Below are 18,616 nucleotides of genomic sequence, written 5' to 3'. Positions count from 1 at the left end.
TCGATTTCTTACGGGTGGCATTTATGACTTCTCATCGTACTGTCCGGCTTTTTGCACTCAATACGCTGACATTCGCGATATTGACGGCGAGTGGCTCCGTTTGCGCTGACGATTATTTCAATCTCAACGCGCTGGAAACGGGGACGCCGCTGGAGAATACCGGTGCGCTTGAGGCTTATTTACGCCATAATGGGTTATCTCCCGGACGCTATTTAACGTCCATTGTCTGGGATCAGGAACGTATCGATAAACGAAATTTAAATTACCTCCTTTCAAAAGATAACAGCAAACTGATTCCGCAATTTACCAAAGCGGAACTGCGCGAATTAGGCGTCAAAGTCGATACTGTTCCGGCATTTAATAATATTAATGAAAATACGCTGCTGGGCGATATTAGTGAGTATATTGCGGATGCGCGCTATGACTTCAGCCCAGAAGTTCAGGTACTGCAATTGCGTATTCCGCAAATTTACCGCGACAAACAAGTTTCGGGCGAAAGCAAACCCTCCTCTTGGGACGATGGAATTCCAGCGTTGTGGACCAGTTACTATGTATCGGGCTCTCGTCAGCAGTCGAATGGGGCGAATAACAGCGCCTCCACCTGGGCAAACCTCAATTCGGGTATGAACATCGGCCCGTGGCGGGTGCGCAATTCCAGCAACTGGGGGGATGACAGCGGCTGGCAATCTGTAAGCACAACGCTGGAGCGTGATATCAAAAGCCTACGCAGCCAGCTTCAGCTTGGGCAAACCTACACCAACGGCGAACTGTTCGACGGTGTACAAATGACCGGGGTTAAGCTGGAGACCGATGCCAGCATGCTGCCCAGTGGAATACAGGGGTTCGCCCCGGTGGTACGCGGGATAGCTGACAGCGATGCCAAAGTGACCATCAAACAAAACGGTTATACCATCTACCAGACCAACGTCTCGCCTGGCCCGTTTGAAATCCGTGATTTAACCCAGGTCACGGCAGGAGCGGATCTGGAAGTCACCGTGACGGAGGCCGACGGTACAACGCGCAGTTTTATTCAGGCCAGTTCCTCGGTGCCGATTATGCAACGTGAAGGCGCGTTGAAGTACAGCCTGGCAGCTGGGAAATATCGCGATGTTAATAATGGCGAGGGGCCGCAATTCGGTCAGGCGACGGCAATTTATGGCTTACCTTACGGAATTACCGCTTACGGCGGTCTGCAGGGCGCGTCAATGTATCGCGCAGGACTGGTCGGTATCGGGGCCGATTTACGCGATTTTGGTTCGCTGTCGGCGGATCTGACGGCGGCGAGAACCTCGTTTGACAACGGATGCGCGGATGCGAATGGACAGTCGTGGCGCGCGCAGTACGCAAAAGATTTTCCGCTAACCAATACCACGGTCACGCTGGCCAGCTATCGTTATTCCACCTCCGGATTCTATACCTTTCAGGAGGCTCTCGATCAGCGAAATAATACCTACGACGATGACAGCATCTACAGCTATCGCAATGCTTATAACCGCCGCAGTCGCTTACAGCTAAACCTTTCACAGTCGTTACATAGCTGGGGATCGGTGTATGCCAACGCCTATCAGCAGGACTACTGGGAAATGGAAGGCCATGAGCGCAGCATCAGCTTTGGTTACAGCAGCAGCTGGCAGGGCGTTAACTGGTCGCTGAACTACAGCCTGACAAAAACACCATCGACCGATAACGACCAGCAGGTTTCTATTTCGATTAACGTTCCGCTCTCGCGCTGGCTGGCAAACTCCTGGGGAACCTACAATCTGACCAGTTCGAAAAAAGGTAATACCTCGCACCAGGTGGGTGTAAGCGGCACGCTGCTGGAAAATAACAACGTAAATTACAACCTCCAGCAAACCTATACCGATAATAACGTGGGCTACGGCGCCTATCTCTCCTCGCGTTATCGGGCTTCAGTGGGGGAATTCAGCGCTAATTATAGCTATCAGCAAGACAGCAGACAGTGGGGCTATAGCGCACAGGGATCCGTTGTCGCGCACTCGCAGGGAATAACGCTGGGACAATCAATCCAGGATGCCTTTGCGGTGGTGCATATCGCTGATGGCGATAACGTCAAAATACAGAATTCACAAGGGGTGTATACCGACCGTTGGGGCAATGCGATTGTGCCGACCTTAACCAACTATCGGCGCAATACCATCACTGTGAATACCCTCGGGCGCGATGATTTAGATATTCAGGATGCGTCTCTGGACGTGATTCCGACTAAAGGTGCGGTAGTGGCGGCAGACTTTACCGCGCGCTCGGGTAAACGTGCCTTGTTGACTTTGCGACATGGCCAGGGGGTTGTGCCTTTTGGCGCGATGCTAAGTATGGATGGGGCAACCTCTATCGTTGGCGGAGACGGCGAAGTGTTTGTCACCGGGTTAAAAGGTACGCAGCGCGTGACCGCGCAATGGGGTGATACGGCGCAGCAGCGCTGCTCGGCGGATGTGAGGGTTCCGGCACAACCGGAACCGGGAATTTTCACCGCAACGCTCAACTGCCATTGATAAAAGGAGGCAATATGCAAAGGATGATTAAAGGGTGGCGTCGGGGGCTGCTGTGTGCTGGGTTGCTTATGTGTTCTCAGACCGTAAGCGCCAGTTGTTCTATTTCAGGTGACGGTGAGCCTTCGACGTCAACGATTACCATTCCAGCGTTGACGGTTAATGCGGATGTAGAACCTGGAACTATCCTCTATACGCAGGAGGTATCAGGCAATATAGCCACTGTTTCCTGTAACAGCGATGGTGCAATTTATACCGGTTATACCGTATTAACTGACAGCGATGAACGTACCGATAATCCGTTACCTCGGGTTTACCAGACCAATATCGCGGGTATTGGTGTGCGCATGGCATGGGTAAAGGACGGCCAGGCAATAACGTCAGGAGCTCTGGTGACACCTATACATCTGGGGTCGTCACGAACCCAAAGCAAGAGTACGTATACTATTCATTCACGTGCTCAGGTTCAGTTTGTCGCCACCGGAGAGGTGGGTCTTGGAGACATTGATCCTGCACGGTTAAATGCCGACTGGATATATGATGGATTAACCGTGGCGAGGATCAGATTTTCTCCTGCCCCTGTCAACGTTCTGTCAAACAGTTGCAACCTGGTGGAGAGCCATATTCTGGCTCCGCTTTCGACAATCGTTGCCAGCGAATTGACTAATGGTGTTTCCAAAACGGTGTCCGATGACAGCTTTAAAATTCAGCTCAATAACTGCGATGCGGGCATTCAGATTGACTATCAATTCACCTCCGCGGGCTCGACCGGTGTTACTGACGGCAATATCCTGAACATTGCTACGGGCGATCACGCTGCCGACGGTGTCGGTATTCAAATTCTGGACAGTAACGATAACGTGCTGCAGTTTGATCGTAACTATACGGCGGTCGCGCAAACGACGAAGGATCAGTCGGTGACCATTCCACTTCAGGCGCGCTATATCAAAACGGGTAACGTGAAGGGAGGTCAAGTCGATGCTGTGGCTACCTTTGAAGTGTATTACCGCTAATGTTCATTTGTGCAGACGCGATACCCCCCACGGGGCTCCTTCTGAGCCCTAACATTCCAGCCTAATTTATTAACCCTTTCTTTTCATCTGGTTATTTCTTAACCCCTCAGTTTTAGTAGGGACGCGTATTGCTTGCTATCTCGCCAGAGTTTCGAATATTATGCTGCCGTTATAATAATAATTCTCGTTTACGTTATCATTCACTTTCATCAGAGAAATACCAATGGCGCGTCTTAAAACTGCTCAGCCAAGTTCATCGCTGCGTAAAATCGCAGTAGTGGTAGCCACAGCGGTTAGCGGCATGTCTGTCTATGCACAGGCGGCGGTTGACCCGAAAGAAGAAACCATCACCGTAACTGCTGCACCTGCCGCACAAGAAAGCGCATGGGGGCCAGCGGCAACCATCGCCGCACGACAGTCTGCTACGGCGACCAAAACTGACACCCCGATTCAAAAAGTTCCTCAGTCTATTTCAGTGGTCACCGCCGAAGAGATGGCGTTGCATCAGCCGAAATCAGTTAAAGAGGCGCTCAGCTACACGCCAGGCGTAGCCGTAGGCACCCGCGGCGCGTCTAACACCTATGACTACCTGATTATTCGCGGATTTGCCGCCGACGGCCAAAGTCAGAATAACTATCTGAATGGCCTGAAGATGCAGGGTAACTTCTACAACGATGCGGTAATCGACCCGTATATGCTGGAACGCGCTGAAGTGATGCGCGGTCCGGTTTCCGTTCTTTACGGAAAGAGTAACCCTGGTGGCTTGTTGAACATGGTCAGCAAACGCCCGACCACAGAGCCGTTAAAAGAAATTCAGTTCAAGATGGGCACTGACAGCCTGTTCCAGACCGGTTTTGACTTCAGCGATGCGCTGGATGACGATGGTGTGTACTCATACCGCCTGACCGGCCTGGCGCGTTCCGCGAATGCGCAGCAGCAGGGCGCGGAAGAACAACGCTACGCCATCGCGCCATCGTTCACATGGCGTCCAGATGATAAAACGAACTTTACCTTCCTCTCCTACTTCCAGAACGAGCCGGAAACTGGCTATTACGGCTGGTTGCCCAAAGAGGGGACGGTGACTGAGCTGCCGAACGGCAAGCGTCTGCCTACCGATTTCAACGAAGGTGCGAACAACAATACCTACTCTCGTAACGAGAAGATGGTGGGCTACAGCTTCGACCACGAATTTAACGACACCTTTACCGTGCGTCAGAACCTGCGTTACGCGCAAAACAAGGTTTCGCAGAACAGCGTGTATGGCTACGGTATGTGCTCTGATCCGCTCTATACAAAGGATCCGGCTAACAGTCCTTGCGCCAGCGTTCCTCAGTCCGAGTGGGCTCACACGCTGACTCGTCAGTATGTTGACGATAATGAGAAATTGCAGAACTTCGCTGTTGATACCCAGTTGCAGAGCAAATTCGCTACCGGTTCCGTGGATCACACATTGCTGACTGGCGTTGACTATATGCGGATGCGTAACGATATCAACTCCTGGTTTGGTTGGGCTGGTTCGGTAGCGCCTTCAGATATTTATAACCTTGATCGCAGCGACTTTGATTTTGGGGCACATACTGGACCGGGCGCTGCCTACCGAGTTCTGAATAAACAGGAACAAACGGGCCTGTACGCTCAGGATCAGATGCAGTGGGATAAGGTGCTGGTCACTCTGGGTGGTCGTTACGACTGGGCTAAGCAGGACTCACTGAACCGTGTTTCTGGCGTGCTGGATTCCCGTGATGACAGACAGTTCACCTGGCGTGGCGGTGTTAACTACCTGTTCGACAACGGTGTGACTCCGTATTTCAGCTACAGCGAATCGTTTGAACCTAGTTCTCAGGTCGGGGAAAGCGGTAATATCTTTACTCCATCTAAAGGTAAGCAGTACGAAGCGGGCGTGAAGTATGTGCCGAGCGATCGTCCGATCGTGATCACCGGTGCTGTTTACCAGTTGACCAAAACCAACAACCTGATGGCCGACCCGAACGGATCATTCTGGTCAGTTGAAGGCGGTGAAATTCGCTCACGTGGTGTGGAAATTGAAGCGAAAGCGGCGCTGTCAGCCAGCGTTAACGTGGTCGGTTCTTATACCTATACCGATGCGGAATACACCACTGACACCAACTACAAAGGTAACACGCCTGCTCAGGTGCCAAAACATATGGCATCACTGTGGGGGGATTACACCCTTTATGACGGCGCGCTTTCCGGGCTGACATTGGGTACGGGTGTTCGTTATACTGGCTCCAGCTATGGCGATCCGGCAAACTCCTTCAAAGTGGGAAGCTATACGCTGGTGGATGCGTTAGTACGTTACGATCTGGCGCGCGTCGGCATGGCGGGTTCCAACGTGGCGCTGCATGTGAACAACCTGTTTGACCGTGAGTACGTCGCCAGCTGCTTCAATACCTATGGCTGCTTCTGGGGCGCAGAACGTCAGGTCGTTGCAACCGCAACCTTCCGTTTCTAATTTCTTTTTGGGCACGCTTTGCGTGCCCGTTTTACAAGTTGGCTGCTATGCAGGAAAACAGATCCCATCCCGACACCACTTTCGCGTTGCGTAATGTCTCCTTTCGTGTGCCTGGCCGCACGCTTTTGCATCCTCTCTCATTAACTTTTCCGGTGGGGAAAGTAACCGGCCTTATCGGCCACAACGGGTCCGGAAAATCGACGTTATTGAAAATGCTGGGACGTCATCAGCCGCCGTCGGAAGGTGAAATCCTGCTCGACGAACAGCCGCTGGAGAACTGGAGCAGTAAAGCGTTTGCCCGCAAGGTCGCCTATCTGCCGCAGCAGTTGCCGCAGGCCGAAGGGATGACGGTGCGTGAACTGGTGGCGATTGGCCGCTATCCGTGGCACGGGGCGCTGGGACGTTTTGGCGTTGCCGACAGAGAGAAAGTAGAAGAAGCTATTTCGTTGGTCGGCTTAAAACCGCTGGCGCACCGCCTGGTGGATAGCCTGTCCGGCGGAGAACGCCAGCGTGCGTGGATTGCCATGCTGGTGGCGCAGGACAGCCGCTGTCTGCTGCTTGATGAGCCGACTTCCGCGCTGGATATCGCTCATCAGGTTGACGTGCTGGCGCTGGTGCATCGCTTAAGCCAGCAGCGTGGGCTAACGGTGATTGCGGTGCTGCATGATATCAACATGGCGGCCCGCTACTGCGATTACTTAGTTGCGCTGCGCGGTGGTGAAATGATTGCGCAAGGAACGCCTGCTGAACTGATGCGCAGTGAAACTCTGGAACAGATTTACGGTATCCCGATGGGCATTTTGCCGCATCCGGCCGGTGCCGCACCCGTGAGTTTTGTCTATTAATGATTGAATTACATCATATTACCCGTCGGCGTCTGCTTACGGCGATGGCGCTCTCGCCGCTGCTGTGGCGGATGAATACGGCGTCCGCCGCGGCGATTGATCCGCAGCGTATTGTGGCGCTGGAATGGCTGCCGGTAGAGCTGTTGCTGGCGCTGGGTATTACGCCGTATGGCATTGCGGATATCCCTAACTACAAGCTGTGGGTCAGTGAGCCACCTCTACCGGACTCGGTGATTGATGTCGGGCTACGCACGGAACCCAATCTTGAACTGCTGACCGAAATGAAACCCTCGTTTCTGCTCTGGTCGGCAGGATATGGTCCTTCCCCGGAAAAGCTGGCACGTATTGCACCTGGTCGGGGATTTAACTTCAGCGACGGTAAAAAACCGCTGGTCGTTGCGCGACAATCGCTGCAGGAAATGGCGCAATTGTTCAATCTGCAGGCCTCTGCTGAACGCCATCTGACTGAGTACGATCGTTTTATTGCCAGCCTGAAGCCGCGCTTCATTCAACGCGGCGCGCGCCCTGTGCTTCTCACCTCCCTGCTTGATTCGCGGCATATGCTGGTGTTTGGCCCAAACAGCCTGTTTCAGGACGTGCTGGACGAATATGGGATCCCCAACGCCTGGCAGGGAGAGACAAACTTTTGGGGCAGCACTGCCGTGAGTATTGACCGTCTGGCTGCTTTTCAGGATGTCGATGTATTGTGCTTTGATCACGGCAACGATAAAGAGATGGCTGCACTGATGTCTACGCCGTTGTGGCAGGCGATGCCCTTTGTTCGCAGCGGACGTTTTCAGTGCGTGCCGGCCGTCTGGTTCTATGGCGCAACGCTATCAGCCATGCATTTTGCCCGCATTCTGGATAATGCGCTGGGAGGCAAAGCGTGAGTAAACGTATCGCGCTGTTCCCCATTCTCCTGCTGACGGTTCTGTTTGTTGCCGCCTGTTGGCTCACATGGGTTAACTTCTCCGTTGCGCTACCGCGCAACCAGTGGCAACAGGCTATCTGGTCACCGGATATCGATGCCATTAAACAGATGGTTTTCCACTACAGCCTGCTGCCGAGGCTGGCTATTTCGCTGTTGGTCGGTGCCGGGCTGGGACTGGTCGGCGTATTGTTTCAGCAAGTGCTGCGTAACCCACTGGCGGAGCCAACCACGCTAGGTGTTGCGACCGGTGCGCAGTTGGGCATTACCGTCACGACGCTGTGGGCTATTCCCGGTGCGCTCACCACGCAATTTGCTGCGCTGGCAGGTGCTTGTGTCGTTGGGGCGCTGGTGTTTGGCGTCGCCTGGGGCAAACGTCTTTCTCCGGTGACGTTAATCCTCGCCGGACTGGTGGTCAGCCTGTACTGCGGGGCGATTAACCAGTTGATGGTTATCTTCCATCACGATCAACTGCAAAGCATGTTTTTATGGAGCAGCGGCACGCTAACCCAAACCGACTGGAGCGGCGTACAGCGACTGTGGCCACAGCTGCTGGGCGGCGTGATGCTGACTCTGCTGCTGTTGCGTCCAATGACGCTGATGGGACTGGATGACGGCGTGGCGCGTAACCTCGGTCTGGCGTTGTCGCTGGCGCGCCTGGCGGCCTTATCGCTGGCGATTGTCATCAGCGCCTTGCTGGTTAACGCGGTTGGGATTATCGGCTTTATTGGCCTCTTTGCACCGCTGCTGGCGAAAATGCTCGGCGCGCGGCGTCTGTTGGCGCGTCTGATGCTGGCCCCGCTGATTGGTGCGTTGATCCTCTGGCTCTCTGACCAAATCATTCTGTGGCTGACCCGCGTATGGATGGAGGTCTCCACCGGTTCGGTGACGGCGCTGATTGGCGCGCCATTGCTGCTGTGGTTGTTGCCGCGCCTTAGAAGTATGAGCGCACCGGATATGAATGCCAGCAACCGTATCGCCGCGGAGCGTCAGAATGTACTGATGTTTGCGCTGGCGGGCGGGGTGGTTTTGCTGCTGACTCTGGTGGTGGCGCTGTCGTTTGGCCGCGATGCGCACGGCTGGACATGGGCCAGCGGCGCGATGCTGGATGAACTGATGCCCTGGCGCTGGCCACGTATTCTGGCGGCGTTGATTGCCGGGGTTATGCTGGCGGTAGCGGGCTGTATTATTCAGCGTCTGACCGGAAACCCAATGGCTAGCCCGGAAGTTCTGGGCATTAGCTCCGGCGCGGCATTTGGCGTGGTGTTAATGCTGTTTCTGGTCCCCGGAAATGCCTTTGGCTGGCTGCTGCCCGCAGGGAGCCTCGGGGCTGCGGTCACCTTGCTTATCATTATGATTGCCGCCGGGCGCGGTGGTTTTTCGCCGCACCGTATGCTGCTGGCAGGGATGGCGCTCAGTACGGCGTTTACTATGTTGTTGATGATGCTGCAGGCCAGCGGCGATCCGCGTATGGCGGGCGTGCTGACCTGGATCTCCGGCTCAACTTATAACGCGACGGGCGAACAGGTACTGCGCACCGGGATTGTGATGGTTATCCTGCTGGCACTGACACCGCTGTGTCGTCGTTGGCTGACGATTTTACCGCTCGGCGGCGATACGGCGCGTGCGGTGGGTATGGCGATCACGCCGTCACGCGTGGGGTTACTGCTGTTGGCTGCGGGACTAACGGCGACAGCAACCATGACCATTGGACCGTTGAGTTTTGTCGGGCTGATGGCTCCGCATATTGCCCGAATGATGGGTTTTCGTCGCGCGATGCCGCATATGCTGATTTCGGCGCTGGCGGGAGGTGTGCTGCTGGTCTTTGCTGACTGGTGCGGCAGGATGGTGCTGTTTCCGTACCAGATCCCGGCAGGATTACTGTCGACGTTTATTGGCGCGCCGTACTTTATCTATCTGCTACGTAAGCAGAGTCGCTGAGGTTTAACCCTTCCATTTAGGCTGCGTCGCCATTCGGCAATAAAAAAGCCGGGTGGCGGCTTCGCCTTACCCGGCCTACGTTATTTCTGGGCGTTATCTTTTACAATTTCGCAAACACCCGGCGCGCGGCGTCGATGGTGTTATTGATATCGTCTTCACTGTGCGCGACGGACATAAAGCCCGCTTCGAAGGCGGACGGCGCCAGGTAAATCCCTTCATCCAGCATCATGTGGAAGAAACGCTTGAAGCGTTCAACGTCGCATGCCATCACATCCTGATAGCAGGTCACGGTTTCTGCATCGGTGAAGAAAATCCCGAACATCCCGCCCACATGGTTAACCACCAGCGGAATATTCGTTTCTGCGGCGGCTTCCAGCAGACCTTCCGCCAGACGCGTCGTCAGTTCATTTAGCGTTTCATGAATACCCGGCTGGGCCACTTCGTTCAGACAAGCAAAACCTGCCGCCATCGCAATCGGGTTACCTGAAAGCGTACCCGCCTGATACACCGGACCGGTCGGCGCCAGCGCGTCCATCACATCACGGCGACCGCCGAATGCGCCAACGGGCATCCCGCCACCGATGATTTTGCCAAGGCAGGTCAGATCCGGAACGACGCCGTAATAATCCTGCGCACCGGCCAGCGCCACGCGGAAACCGGTCATGACTTCATCGATGATCAACAGTGCGCCAAACTCATCACACAGGGCACGCAGGCCCGGCAGGAATTCTGGCAGCGGCGGGATGCAGTTCATGTTGCCTGCGACCGGCTCAACGATAATGCAGGCGATCTCCTGCGGATACTGTTCAAATGCCGCACGAACTGAAGAGAGATCGTTGTAGGTGCAGGTCAGGGTGTGTTTCGCAAAATCGGCTGGAACGCCCGGGGAGTTTGGCTGACCCAGCGTTAACGCGCCGGAACCAGCTTTAACCAGCAGGCAGTCGGCATGACCGTGATAGCAGCCTTCAAATTTGATGATCTTATCGCGACCGGTGAAACCGCGCGCCAGACGGATGGCGCTCATCGTCGCTTCCGTACCGGAGTTCACCATACGCACCATATCCATGGTCGGCACAAGTTCAGTGACCAGCTCCGCCATTTTCACTTCCATCTCGGTCGGCGCGCCGAAGCTTAAACCGCGCTCTGCGGCTTCAATCACCGCATTGCGAATTGCCGGGTGGTTATGGCCCAGTACCATCGGTCCCCAGGAACCGACGTAATCGACATAGGCTTTACCATCGACATCGTACAGATACGCGCCGTCCGCTTTTTCGATAAACAGCGGAGTACCACCCACGCCAGTAAAGGCGCGAACGGGGGAGTTAACGCCGCCAGGGATAAGTTCGCGTGCTGCGCTGTAGAGATTTTCAGACTTACTCATGGATGGGGTCCTGGTTCGTAGAAAAAGTAAATGCCCGCTATTCTAGTTATTCAGAGAAGGTTATGAAAGTTTTACGCATTTGAAACAATGCGATTTGCAGGGGATTTTCGTGAAATGTGCGAGTAGAATGCCGATTCCGTATTTGTATTACCAATTAATGATCATCTGATGAAGACTGACTCTCCCTCTTTTGAAGCACAACAAATTGTGCGTTTACGCCGCAGGGATCAAATCCGTCGACTCCTGGAACGCGATAAAACGCCGCTGGCGATCCTGTTGATGGCCGCCGTTGTCGGTACCGTGACGGGGCTTGTTGGCGTGGCATTTGAGAAAGCGGTGACCTGGGTGCAAAATCAGCGCATTGGCGCCCTGGCCCAGGTTGCGGACCATGCCATTCTGCTGTGGCCGCTGGCGTTTATTCTCTCTGCATTGCTGGCGATGGTCGGCTATTTTCTGGTTCGTAAATTTGCGCCGGAAGCGGGAGGCTCGGGGATCCCTGAGATTGAAGGCGCGCTGGAAGAGCTACGACCTGTGCGCTGGTGGCGCGTTCTGCCGGTGAAATTTATTGGCGGCATGGGCACGCTGGGAGCCGGTATGGTGCTCGGGCGAGAAGGGCCGACCGTACAGATAGGCGGGAACATTGGGCGCATGGTGCTGGATATTTTCCGCATGCGCAGCGCTGAAGCGCGACATACCCTGCTGGCCACCGGTGCGGCTGCGGGTTTGTCGGCGGCGTTTAATGCGCCTCTGGCGGGGATCCTGTTCATTATTGAAGAGATGCGCCCGCAGTTTCGCTATAACCTCGTCTCGATCAAAGCCGTGTTTACCGGCGTTATTATGTCGAGCATCGTGTTTCGTGTGTTCAACGGTGAAGCACCGATTATTGAAGTCGGGAAGCTGTCTAATGCGCCGGTAAATACGCTGTGGCTGTATCTTGTGCTGGGGCTTATTTTTGGCTGTGTCGGGCCGTTGTTCAACACCATGGTGTTGCGTACCCAGGATATGTTCCAGCGCTTCCACGGCGGTGAAATTAAAAAATGGGTGCTGATGGGCGGCGCGATTGGTGGCCTGTGTGGGATCCTGGGATTAATTAAACCGGAAGCGGCAGGCGGCGGGTTTAACCTGATTCCTATCGCCGCGGCGGGTAATTTTAGCGTCGGTTTACTGCTGTTTATATTTATTACCCGGGTGATCACCACGCTGTTGTGCTTCTCGTCCGGCGCGCCCGGTGGGATTTTTGCCCCGATGCTGGCGTTGGGCACATTACTTGGCACTGCGTTCGGTATGGCCGCGGCGGCCTCTTTTCCACAGTATCATCTGGAGGCCGGAACCTTTGCCATTGCCGGAATGGGAGCTTTGCTGGCGGCTTCGGTACGTGCACCGCTAACCGGTATTGTACTGGTGCTGGAGATGACCGATAACTATCAGCTCATTTTGCCAATGATTATTACCTGTCTTGGCGCAACACTATTAGCCCAATTTATGGGTGGAAAGCCGCTATACTCGACTATCCTTGCCCGCACGCTGGCAAAACAGGAAGCGGAGCAGGCGGCAAAAAGCCAGAGTACCGCCGCTGGCGAGAATACTTGAACGAAATACCAGGGTATTAGATAATGGCCTTAACCATTGGGTTATAATTTGCCCAATTGCCAATGTCGTTTGGAGCAAAATATGAGTGATGACGTAGCGCTGCCACTGCAATTTACTGAAGCAGCAGCCAATAAAGTAAAAAGCCTGATCGCTGACGAAGATAACCCGAATCTGAAATTACGCGTGTATATCACCGGCGGTGGTTGCAGCGGTTTCCAGTACGGTTTCACCTTTGATGATCAGGTGAACGATGGTGATATGACCATTGAGAAACAAGGTGTGGGTCTGGTGGTTGATCCGATGAGCCTGCAATATCTGGTGGGCGGCGCGGTTGACTATACCGAAGGTCTGGAAGGTTCCCGCTTCGTTGTGACTAACCCCAATGCGAAAAGCACCTGCGGGTGTGGTTCTTCTTTCAGCATCTGATTGCTGTCTGTAATACCGATGGTCTGATGGTGTAGGCCCGGTAAGCGTAGCGCCACCGGGCAATGTGCCGGTTGGCGGCGTAAACGCCTTATCCGGCCTACATGTTTTGCATCATCACATCAACGCCCGTTATCATCCAGTGCAAACGTCGGCAATTTCAAATGCCAGCGAATGGCGGCAAGCCTAATCAGCAGGGTGACGATCATCCCCATCATACTGGCGTTTTCTAGCGATACATTAAAGGTATAAAACGCCGTCGCATGCACGATCCCGCCGATAATACATGCCGTGGCGTAGATTTCGGTGCGCAGAATCATCGGGACTTCACGAGCTAACACGTCGCGAATGATCCCGCCGCCGACACCGGTAATCACCCCCATACAGATCGCCACCAGGGGGCCCGTCCCTGCGAGAAATGCTTTATTGACGCCAATCCCCACGAACACAGCCAGGCCAACGGCATCCAGCACCGGAAGGATCCACTTCGGTAAACGTCGTGGCTGACGTACCAGCAGGATTGTCAGCATGCTGGTGATCATTGCCACCACCAGATCGGTGGGATCCTTAACCCAAAATACCGGCCCATGATCCAGCGCCATATCGCGGATCGTTCCGCCGCCAACGGCGGTAACCACCCCGAGGACTAGGACGCCAAACGGGTCCATTCGCAATTTTCCGGCCAGTAAGACGCCAGAGATAGCAAATACCGCGGTGCCGACAATATCCAGCCAATAGACGAGCATTTTTAAATCCTCACAACAGACCTGGTGGGGGGCAGGCGCTAATTTATCTGTGAAAGCGCATTACAGAGTTGTTTTGCGGCGAGGATAATACGCGGGCTCGCGCGTTCGAACCAGTCACTATTAAGTGTAATAATGGGTATTTTTAGCTGGTTTCCCCAGTATTGTTCAATTTTCAGAGTTTCGCCTGGTCCTCCGGTTGCAACAATAGCCTGGGGCGCTCGTGCCAGGACCTGCTCACGGCTAACCTGTGGCCAGGGGACCCGACTGCCGGCAAAGATGTTTTCTCCACCGCATACCTCAAGAACTTCGTGCTGAATGGAGCCTTTTCCACTGGTAAACAGAGGATTTGCGCCAAACTGGAGAAACACGCGTTTTTTCGGTTTGTTGGCATACCGAGATTTTAGTAAAGCATAGTCATCAAGCATGGTTTGCGCCGCCTGTTTGGCCTGCTCAGGCTTTGGGCTCCACGCTGCCAGCTGGCGGAGCGCATCGGCGACCTGCTCGATGGTAACGGCGTCCACCCAGATGACCTTAATTCCCAGGGCGGTCAGTTGATTCACCTGCCGCTCAGCATTTCCCCCGCGCCAGGCGACGACTAAATCCGGTTTAAGCGCCACAATGCGTTCAAGGTTCATACCTTGCCAGGTGGAAACCTCCTCGATATTTTTGGCCGCTGGCGGGTAGTTTGAGTAGCTACTGACGCCTACGGGTGTAATGCCGGCGGCAAAGGCGAGTTCGGTATTGGCTGGAGAAAGCGTCACAACACGCGGTGCGGCATACAGAAACGCCGGAAGAGTGAATAGCAGGGCGACCAGCGCCCTGGAGAGTAATTTAGCCATGCGCCAGTTTCTGTACCAGCGTTTCAACCATCAGGCTTGACTGTTTCGCGGCAACAACCAGGAACTCGTCAAAGCTGAGATGGGACTGCTGATCGGCGACGTCAGAGATGGCGCGAACCACGACAAACGGCACATTGAAGTTATGGCAAACATGCGCAATCGCGGTCGCTTCCATCTCAACGGCAATGGCCTGCGGGAAGTTATGCTTAATTTTAGCCAGACCCACGGAGCCATTAATGAAGGCATCGCCGCTGACGATAAGTCCGCGAACGGCGTTCAGATTGAGTTGCGCAATGCAGGATTCTGCTGCAGCAATCAGCGCAGGATCGGCTTTAAAACCAGCCGGGCAGCCCGGTAACTGACCAAATTCATAGCCAAAGGCGGTAACGTCGGCATCGTGATAGCGCGCTTCGTCAGAAACCACAATATCGCCGACTTTCAGCGTAGAGGCCAGGCCGCCCGCGGAACCGGTGTTAATGATGGCATCCGGCTTGCAGCGTTCAAGCAGCAGCGTAGCGCCCAGCGCCGCCGCCACTTTACCGATACCTGATTTCAGTAGCGCAACCTCTGTACCGTTCAGTTGGCCGGTGTAAATTTCACAACCGCCGAGAGAGAGGGTCTGACGGTTTTCGATTTTGTCACGCAGCAGCGTAACTTCTTCTTCCATTGCACCAATGATGCCGATTTTCATAGATTTACTCGCGATAAGCCAGATTTGAGGGCATAGTCTATCATGCGCTTAAGGGGTAGCGCATTTCTCAGGCGGGAGAGGATATGGTACAGATCGATTTCCGAAAAAAAATAAACTGGCATCGTCGTTACCGTTCGCCGCAGGGCGTGAAGACGGAGCATGAGATCCTGCGTATTTTCGAAAGCGATCGTGGACGTATTATCAATTCTCCGGCTATTCGCCGACTGCAACAAAAAACCCAGGTTTTTCCGCTGGAGCGTAACGCGGCGGTGCGCACGCGCCTGACGCACTCGATGGAAGTTCAGCAAGTTGGGCGCTATATCGCTAAAGAGATCCTCAGCCGACTGAAGGAACTAAAACTGCTGGAGCAGTATGGTCTGGATGAACTGACGGGACCGTTTGAGAGTATTGTCGAAATGTCGTGCCTGATGCATGACATCGGCAATCCGCCGTTTGGTCATTTTGGTGAAGCGGCGATTAATGACTGGTTCCGCCAGCGGCTGTATCCCGCCGACGCGGAAAGTCAGCCCCTCAGCGATGACCGCTGTCTGGTGGCGGCGTTACGTTTGCGCGAAGGCGAAGAGTCGCTGAATGATATTCGCCGTAAGGTGCGCCAGGACCTGTGCCATTTTGAAGGTAATGCCCAGGGGATTCGTCTGGTGCATACTTTGATGCGTATGAATCTTACCTGGGCCCAGGTTGGTGGTATTTTAAAATATACCCGTCCGGCGTGGTGGCGCGGAAGTACGCCTACGACGCATGACTATTTAATGAAGAAACCGGGCTATTACCTTTCTGAAGAACCGTATATTGAACGGTTACGTAAAGAATTATCATTAGCGCCCTACAGTCGCTTTCCATTAACCTGGATAATGGAAGCTGCCGATGATATCTCTTATTGCGTGGCCGACCTGGAAGATGCCGTTGAGAAAAGAATCTTTAGCGTCGAGCAACTTTATCACCATCTGCATGAGGCGTGGGGGCATCACGAAAAAGGTTCCCTGTTTAGTCAGGTTGTTGAGAATGCCTGGGAGAAATCACGTTCAAATACATTAAGCCGGAGCACGGAAGATCAGTTCTTTATGTATTTACGCGTCAATACGCTGAATAAACTGGTGCCGTATGCAGCCCAGCGGTTTATTGATAATTTACCGCAGGTTTTTGACGGCAGCTTTAATCACGCGCTATTAGAAGATGCCAGTAGCTTTAGTCAGTTGCTGGGGGTCTATAAAAATGTGGCGGTAAAACACGTATTTAGTCATCCGGACGTTGAGCAGTTGGAATTGCAGGGGTATCGGGTGATCAGCGGGTTGCTGGAGATCTATCAGCCTTTATTAAAAATGTCCCAGTCAGATTTTACTGAGCTGGTCGACAATGAAAGAGTTAAACGTTTTCCTATCGAATCACGATTATTTCAGAAGTTGTCTACTCGCCATCGTCTTGCTTATGTCGAGGCGGTTAGTAAAATATCAACGGGTTGCGCTGAGTTTTCGGTAATGGAATATTATTATCGCTGCCGGCTGATTCAGGATTATATCAGCGGGATGACCGATCTGTATGCCTGGGATGAATATCGTCGCTTGATGGCCGTAGAACAATAAATACTCATTTGTAAAGACGGCCAATAAAATTTTACTTTTTCCTTAAACTCAATTCTGGAACTTAGCGCTATAAAACGACTCTGACGTATACAGCAATTTTGCGTTACCTGTTAATCGAGAACGAAACACATGAAAAAAACCACATTAGCAATGAGTGCACTGGCTCTGAGTTTAGGTTTGGCGTTGTCCCCCCTGTCTGCCACAGCGGCTGAGACGTCGTCTTCAGCAATGACCGCCCAACAGATGCCAAGCCTGGCCCCGATGCTCGAAAAAGTGATGCCATCGGTGGTAAGTATTAACGTCGAGGGGAGCACGACGGTAAATACGCCGCGTATGCCGCGTAATTTCCAGCAGTTCTTCGGTGATAATTCACCATTCTGCCAGGACGGTTCACCGTTCCAGAGTTCACCGTTCTGCCAGGGCGGCGCGCCGGGCGCTGACAACGGCGGCGGCCAGCAGCAGAAATTTATGGCGCTGGGTTCCGGCGTAATTATTGATGCCGCGAAAGGGTATGTCGTGACCAACAACCACGTGGTAGATAACGCCACGGTGATTAAGGTTCAGTTGAGCGATGGCCGTAAATTTGATGCGAAGATTGTGGGTAAAGATCCGCGCTCCGATATCGCGCTGATCCAAATTCAGGATCCGAAAAACCTGACGGCGATTAAGCTGGCAGATTCCGACGCGCTGCGTGTGGGTGATTACACCGTAGCAATTGGTAACCCGTTTGGCCTCGGTGAGACCGTGACCTCCGGTATTGTTTCTGCGCTGGGCCGTAGCGGCCTGAACGCGGAAAACTACGAAAACTTTATTCAGACGGATGCCGCGATCAACCGGGGTAACTCCGGTGGCGCACTGGTCAACCTGAACGGTGAGCTGATCGGTATTAACACCGCGATCCTTGCGCCGGACGGCGGCAACATCGGTATCGGCTTTGCAATCCCGAGCAACATGGTGAAAAACCTGACGTCGCAGATGGTTGAGTTTGGTCAGGTTAAACGCGGTGAGCTGGGTATTATGGGTACCGAGCTGAGCTCTGAGCTGGCGAAAGCGATGAAAGTTGATGCTCAGCGTGGCGCATTTGTCAGCCAGGTGATGCCGAACTCTTCCGCAGCGAAAGCAGGTATTAAAGCCGGGGATGTGATTACCTCCCTGAACGGTAAACCGATCAGCAGCTTCGCCGCCCTGCGTGCGCAGGTGGGTACGATGCCGGTAGGCAGCAAAATTAACCTTGGCCTGTTGCGTGACGGTAAGCCGGTCACTGTGAATCTGGAACTGCAGCAGAGCAGCCAGACTCAGGTTGATTCCAGCTCTATCTTCAAAGGCATTGAAGGGGCTGATATGAGCAACAAAGGCCAGGACAAAGGGGTCGTGGTCAGCGAGGTGAAAGCGAATTCTCCGGCTGCACGGATTGGCCTGAAGAAAGGGGATGTGATTATCGGCGCGAACCAGCAGCCGGTGAAAAATATCGCCGAACTGCGCAAAATCCTCGACAGCAAACCGGCTGTACTAGCGCTGAACATTCAGCGTGGTGACAGCTCCATCTATCTGTTGATGCAGTAATCTCACTAAACCCCTTCCTGCACAGGAAGGGGTTTCTTTTTGTGATACTTCCCACAACTCCATACTTCTCCCTCT

At 53.8% G+C, this 18,616-nt stretch carries 14 protein-coding genes and 1 pseudogene; 11 read left to right on the top strand and 4 right to left on the bottom strand.

What is annotated here, in order from left to right:
- Positions 1-23: 23 nt before the first annotated feature.
- The 6 genes from OGV75_RS05185 to fhuB all read left to right on the top strand — a co-directional run bounded on the left by OGV75_RS05185 (position 24) and on the right by fhuB (position 9,707).
- The gene (locus tag OGV75_RS05185) at positions 24-2,510 is read left to right on the top strand and encodes a fimbria/pilus outer membrane usher protein (protein WP_131405610.1); all 2,487 of its coding nucleotides are present in this window, start codon (positions 24-26) and stop codon (positions 2,508-2,510) included.
- Positions 2,511-2,524: 14 nt separating this feature from the next.
- Positions 2,525-3,520, top strand: coding sequence for a fimbrial protein (locus tag OGV75_RS05180; RefSeq protein ID WP_082137235.1), 996 nt, complete (start codon positions 2,525-2,527; stop codon positions 3,518-3,520).
- Positions 3,521-3,743: 223 nt separating this feature from the next.
- Positions 3,744-5,993, top strand: a complete 2,250-nt coding sequence (gene fhuA / locus OGV75_RS05175; protein ID WP_016151746.1) for a ferrichrome porin FhuA — start codon at positions 3,744-3,746, stop codon at positions 5,991-5,993.
- A 47-nt stretch (positions 5,994-6,040) separates the two neighbouring features.
- The gene (gene fhuC / locus OGV75_RS05170) at positions 6,041-6,838 is read left to right on the top strand and encodes a Fe3+-hydroxamate ABC transporter ATP-binding protein FhuC (protein WP_003845793.1); all 798 of its coding nucleotides are present in this window, start codon (positions 6,041-6,043) and stop codon (positions 6,836-6,838) included.
- Positions 6,838-7,728 (top strand): Fe(3+)-hydroxamate ABC transporter substrate-binding protein FhuD, encoded by an 891-nt coding sequence (gene fhuD, locus OGV75_RS05165; protein WP_200013962.1) that lies wholly within the window; start codon positions 6,838-6,840, stop codon positions 7,726-7,728. The genes fhuC and fhuD overlap by 1 nt, the downstream gene beginning before the upstream one ends.
- The gene (fhuB, locus tag OGV75_RS05160; RefSeq protein WP_019078398.1) at positions 7,725-9,707 is read left to right on the top strand and encodes a Fe(3+)-hydroxamate ABC transporter permease FhuB; all 1,983 of its coding nucleotides are present in this window, start codon (positions 7,725-7,727) and stop codon (positions 9,705-9,707) included. The genes fhuD and fhuB overlap by 4 nt, the downstream gene beginning before the upstream one ends.
- Before the next feature lie 100 nt (positions 9,708-9,807).
- Here the strand turns inward: fhuB and hemL are convergent, their stop codons facing one another.
- Positions 9,808-11,088, bottom strand: a complete 1,281-nt coding sequence (gene hemL, locus OGV75_RS05155; protein WP_016151749.1) for a glutamate-1-semialdehyde 2,1-aminomutase — start codon at positions 11,086-11,088, stop codon at positions 9,808-9,810.
- Positions 11,089-11,256: 168 nt separating this feature from the next.
- Here hemL and clcA point away from each other — a divergent pair, with 168 nt between their 5' ends.
- The 3 genes and pseudogenes from clcA to erpA all read left to right on the top strand — a co-directional run bounded on the left by clcA (position 11,257) and on the right by erpA (position 13,104).
- On the top strand, positions 11,257-12,678 hold the full coding sequence (gene clcA, locus OGV75_RS05150) for a H(+)/Cl(-) exchange transporter ClcA (RefSeq protein ID WP_019078400.1): 1,422 nt from the start codon (positions 11,257-11,259) through the stop codon (positions 12,676-12,678).
- 23 nt (positions 12,679-12,701) lie between these two features.
- Positions 12,702-12,767 (top strand): annotated as a pseudogene (gene yadW / locus OGV75_RS05145) (small protein YadW).
- On the top strand, positions 12,760-13,104 hold the full coding sequence (gene erpA / locus OGV75_RS05140) for an iron-sulfur cluster insertion protein ErpA (protein ID WP_003018581.1): 345 nt from the start codon (positions 12,760-12,762) through the stop codon (positions 13,102-13,104). The pseudogene yadW and the gene erpA overlap by 8 nt, the downstream one beginning before the upstream one ends.
- 119 nt (positions 13,105-13,223) lie before the next feature.
- Here the strand turns inward: erpA and OGV75_RS05135 are convergent, their stop codons facing one another.
- From OGV75_RS05135 to mtnN, 3 genes are read right to left on the bottom strand one after another with little or no spacing between them, the layout of a single operon-like run.
- Positions 13,224-13,847: a TRIC cation channel family protein gene (locus tag OGV75_RS05135; RefSeq protein ID WP_006686772.1), complete on the bottom strand. Its 624-nt coding sequence runs from the start codon at positions 13,845-13,847 to the stop codon at positions 13,224-13,226.
- A 38-nt stretch (positions 13,848-13,885) separates the two neighbouring features.
- Positions 13,886-14,686 (bottom strand): vitamin B12 ABC transporter substrate-binding protein BtuF, encoded by an 801-nt coding sequence (btuF, locus tag OGV75_RS05130; RefSeq protein WP_016155723.1) that lies wholly within the window; start codon positions 14,684-14,686, stop codon positions 13,886-13,888.
- Positions 14,679-15,377, bottom strand: a complete 699-nt coding sequence (gene mtnN / locus OGV75_RS05125) for a 5'-methylthioadenosine/S-adenosylhomocysteine nucleosidase (RefSeq protein ID WP_016151752.1) — start codon at positions 15,375-15,377, stop codon at positions 14,679-14,681. The genes btuF and mtnN overlap by 8 nt, the downstream gene beginning before the upstream one ends.
- An 83-nt stretch (positions 15,378-15,460) precedes the next feature.
- Between mtnN and dgt the strand changes: the two genes are divergently transcribed.
- Complete coding sequence (dgt, locus tag OGV75_RS05120; protein ID WP_016155724.1) at positions 15,461-16,978, top strand: dGTPase; 1,518 nt, start codon at positions 15,461-15,463, stop codon at positions 16,976-16,978.
- Between the two features lie 129 nt (positions 16,979-17,107).
- Positions 17,108-18,541 (top strand): serine endoprotease DegP, encoded by a 1,434-nt coding sequence (degP, locus tag OGV75_RS05115; protein ID WP_016151754.1) that lies wholly within the window; start codon positions 17,108-17,110, stop codon positions 18,539-18,541.
- Positions 18,542-18,616: the final 75 nt, after the last annotated feature.

It is taken from the genome of Citrobacter sp. Cb028, from assembly GCF_030336705.1.
In the GTDB taxonomy this organism is placed as follows: domain Bacteria; phylum Pseudomonadota; class Gammaproteobacteria; order Enterobacterales; family Enterobacteriaceae; genus Citrobacter; species Citrobacter braakii.
The sequence above is the reverse complement of the archived record's forward strand: the minus strand, read 5'-3'. Positions and strand labels throughout refer to the sequence as shown.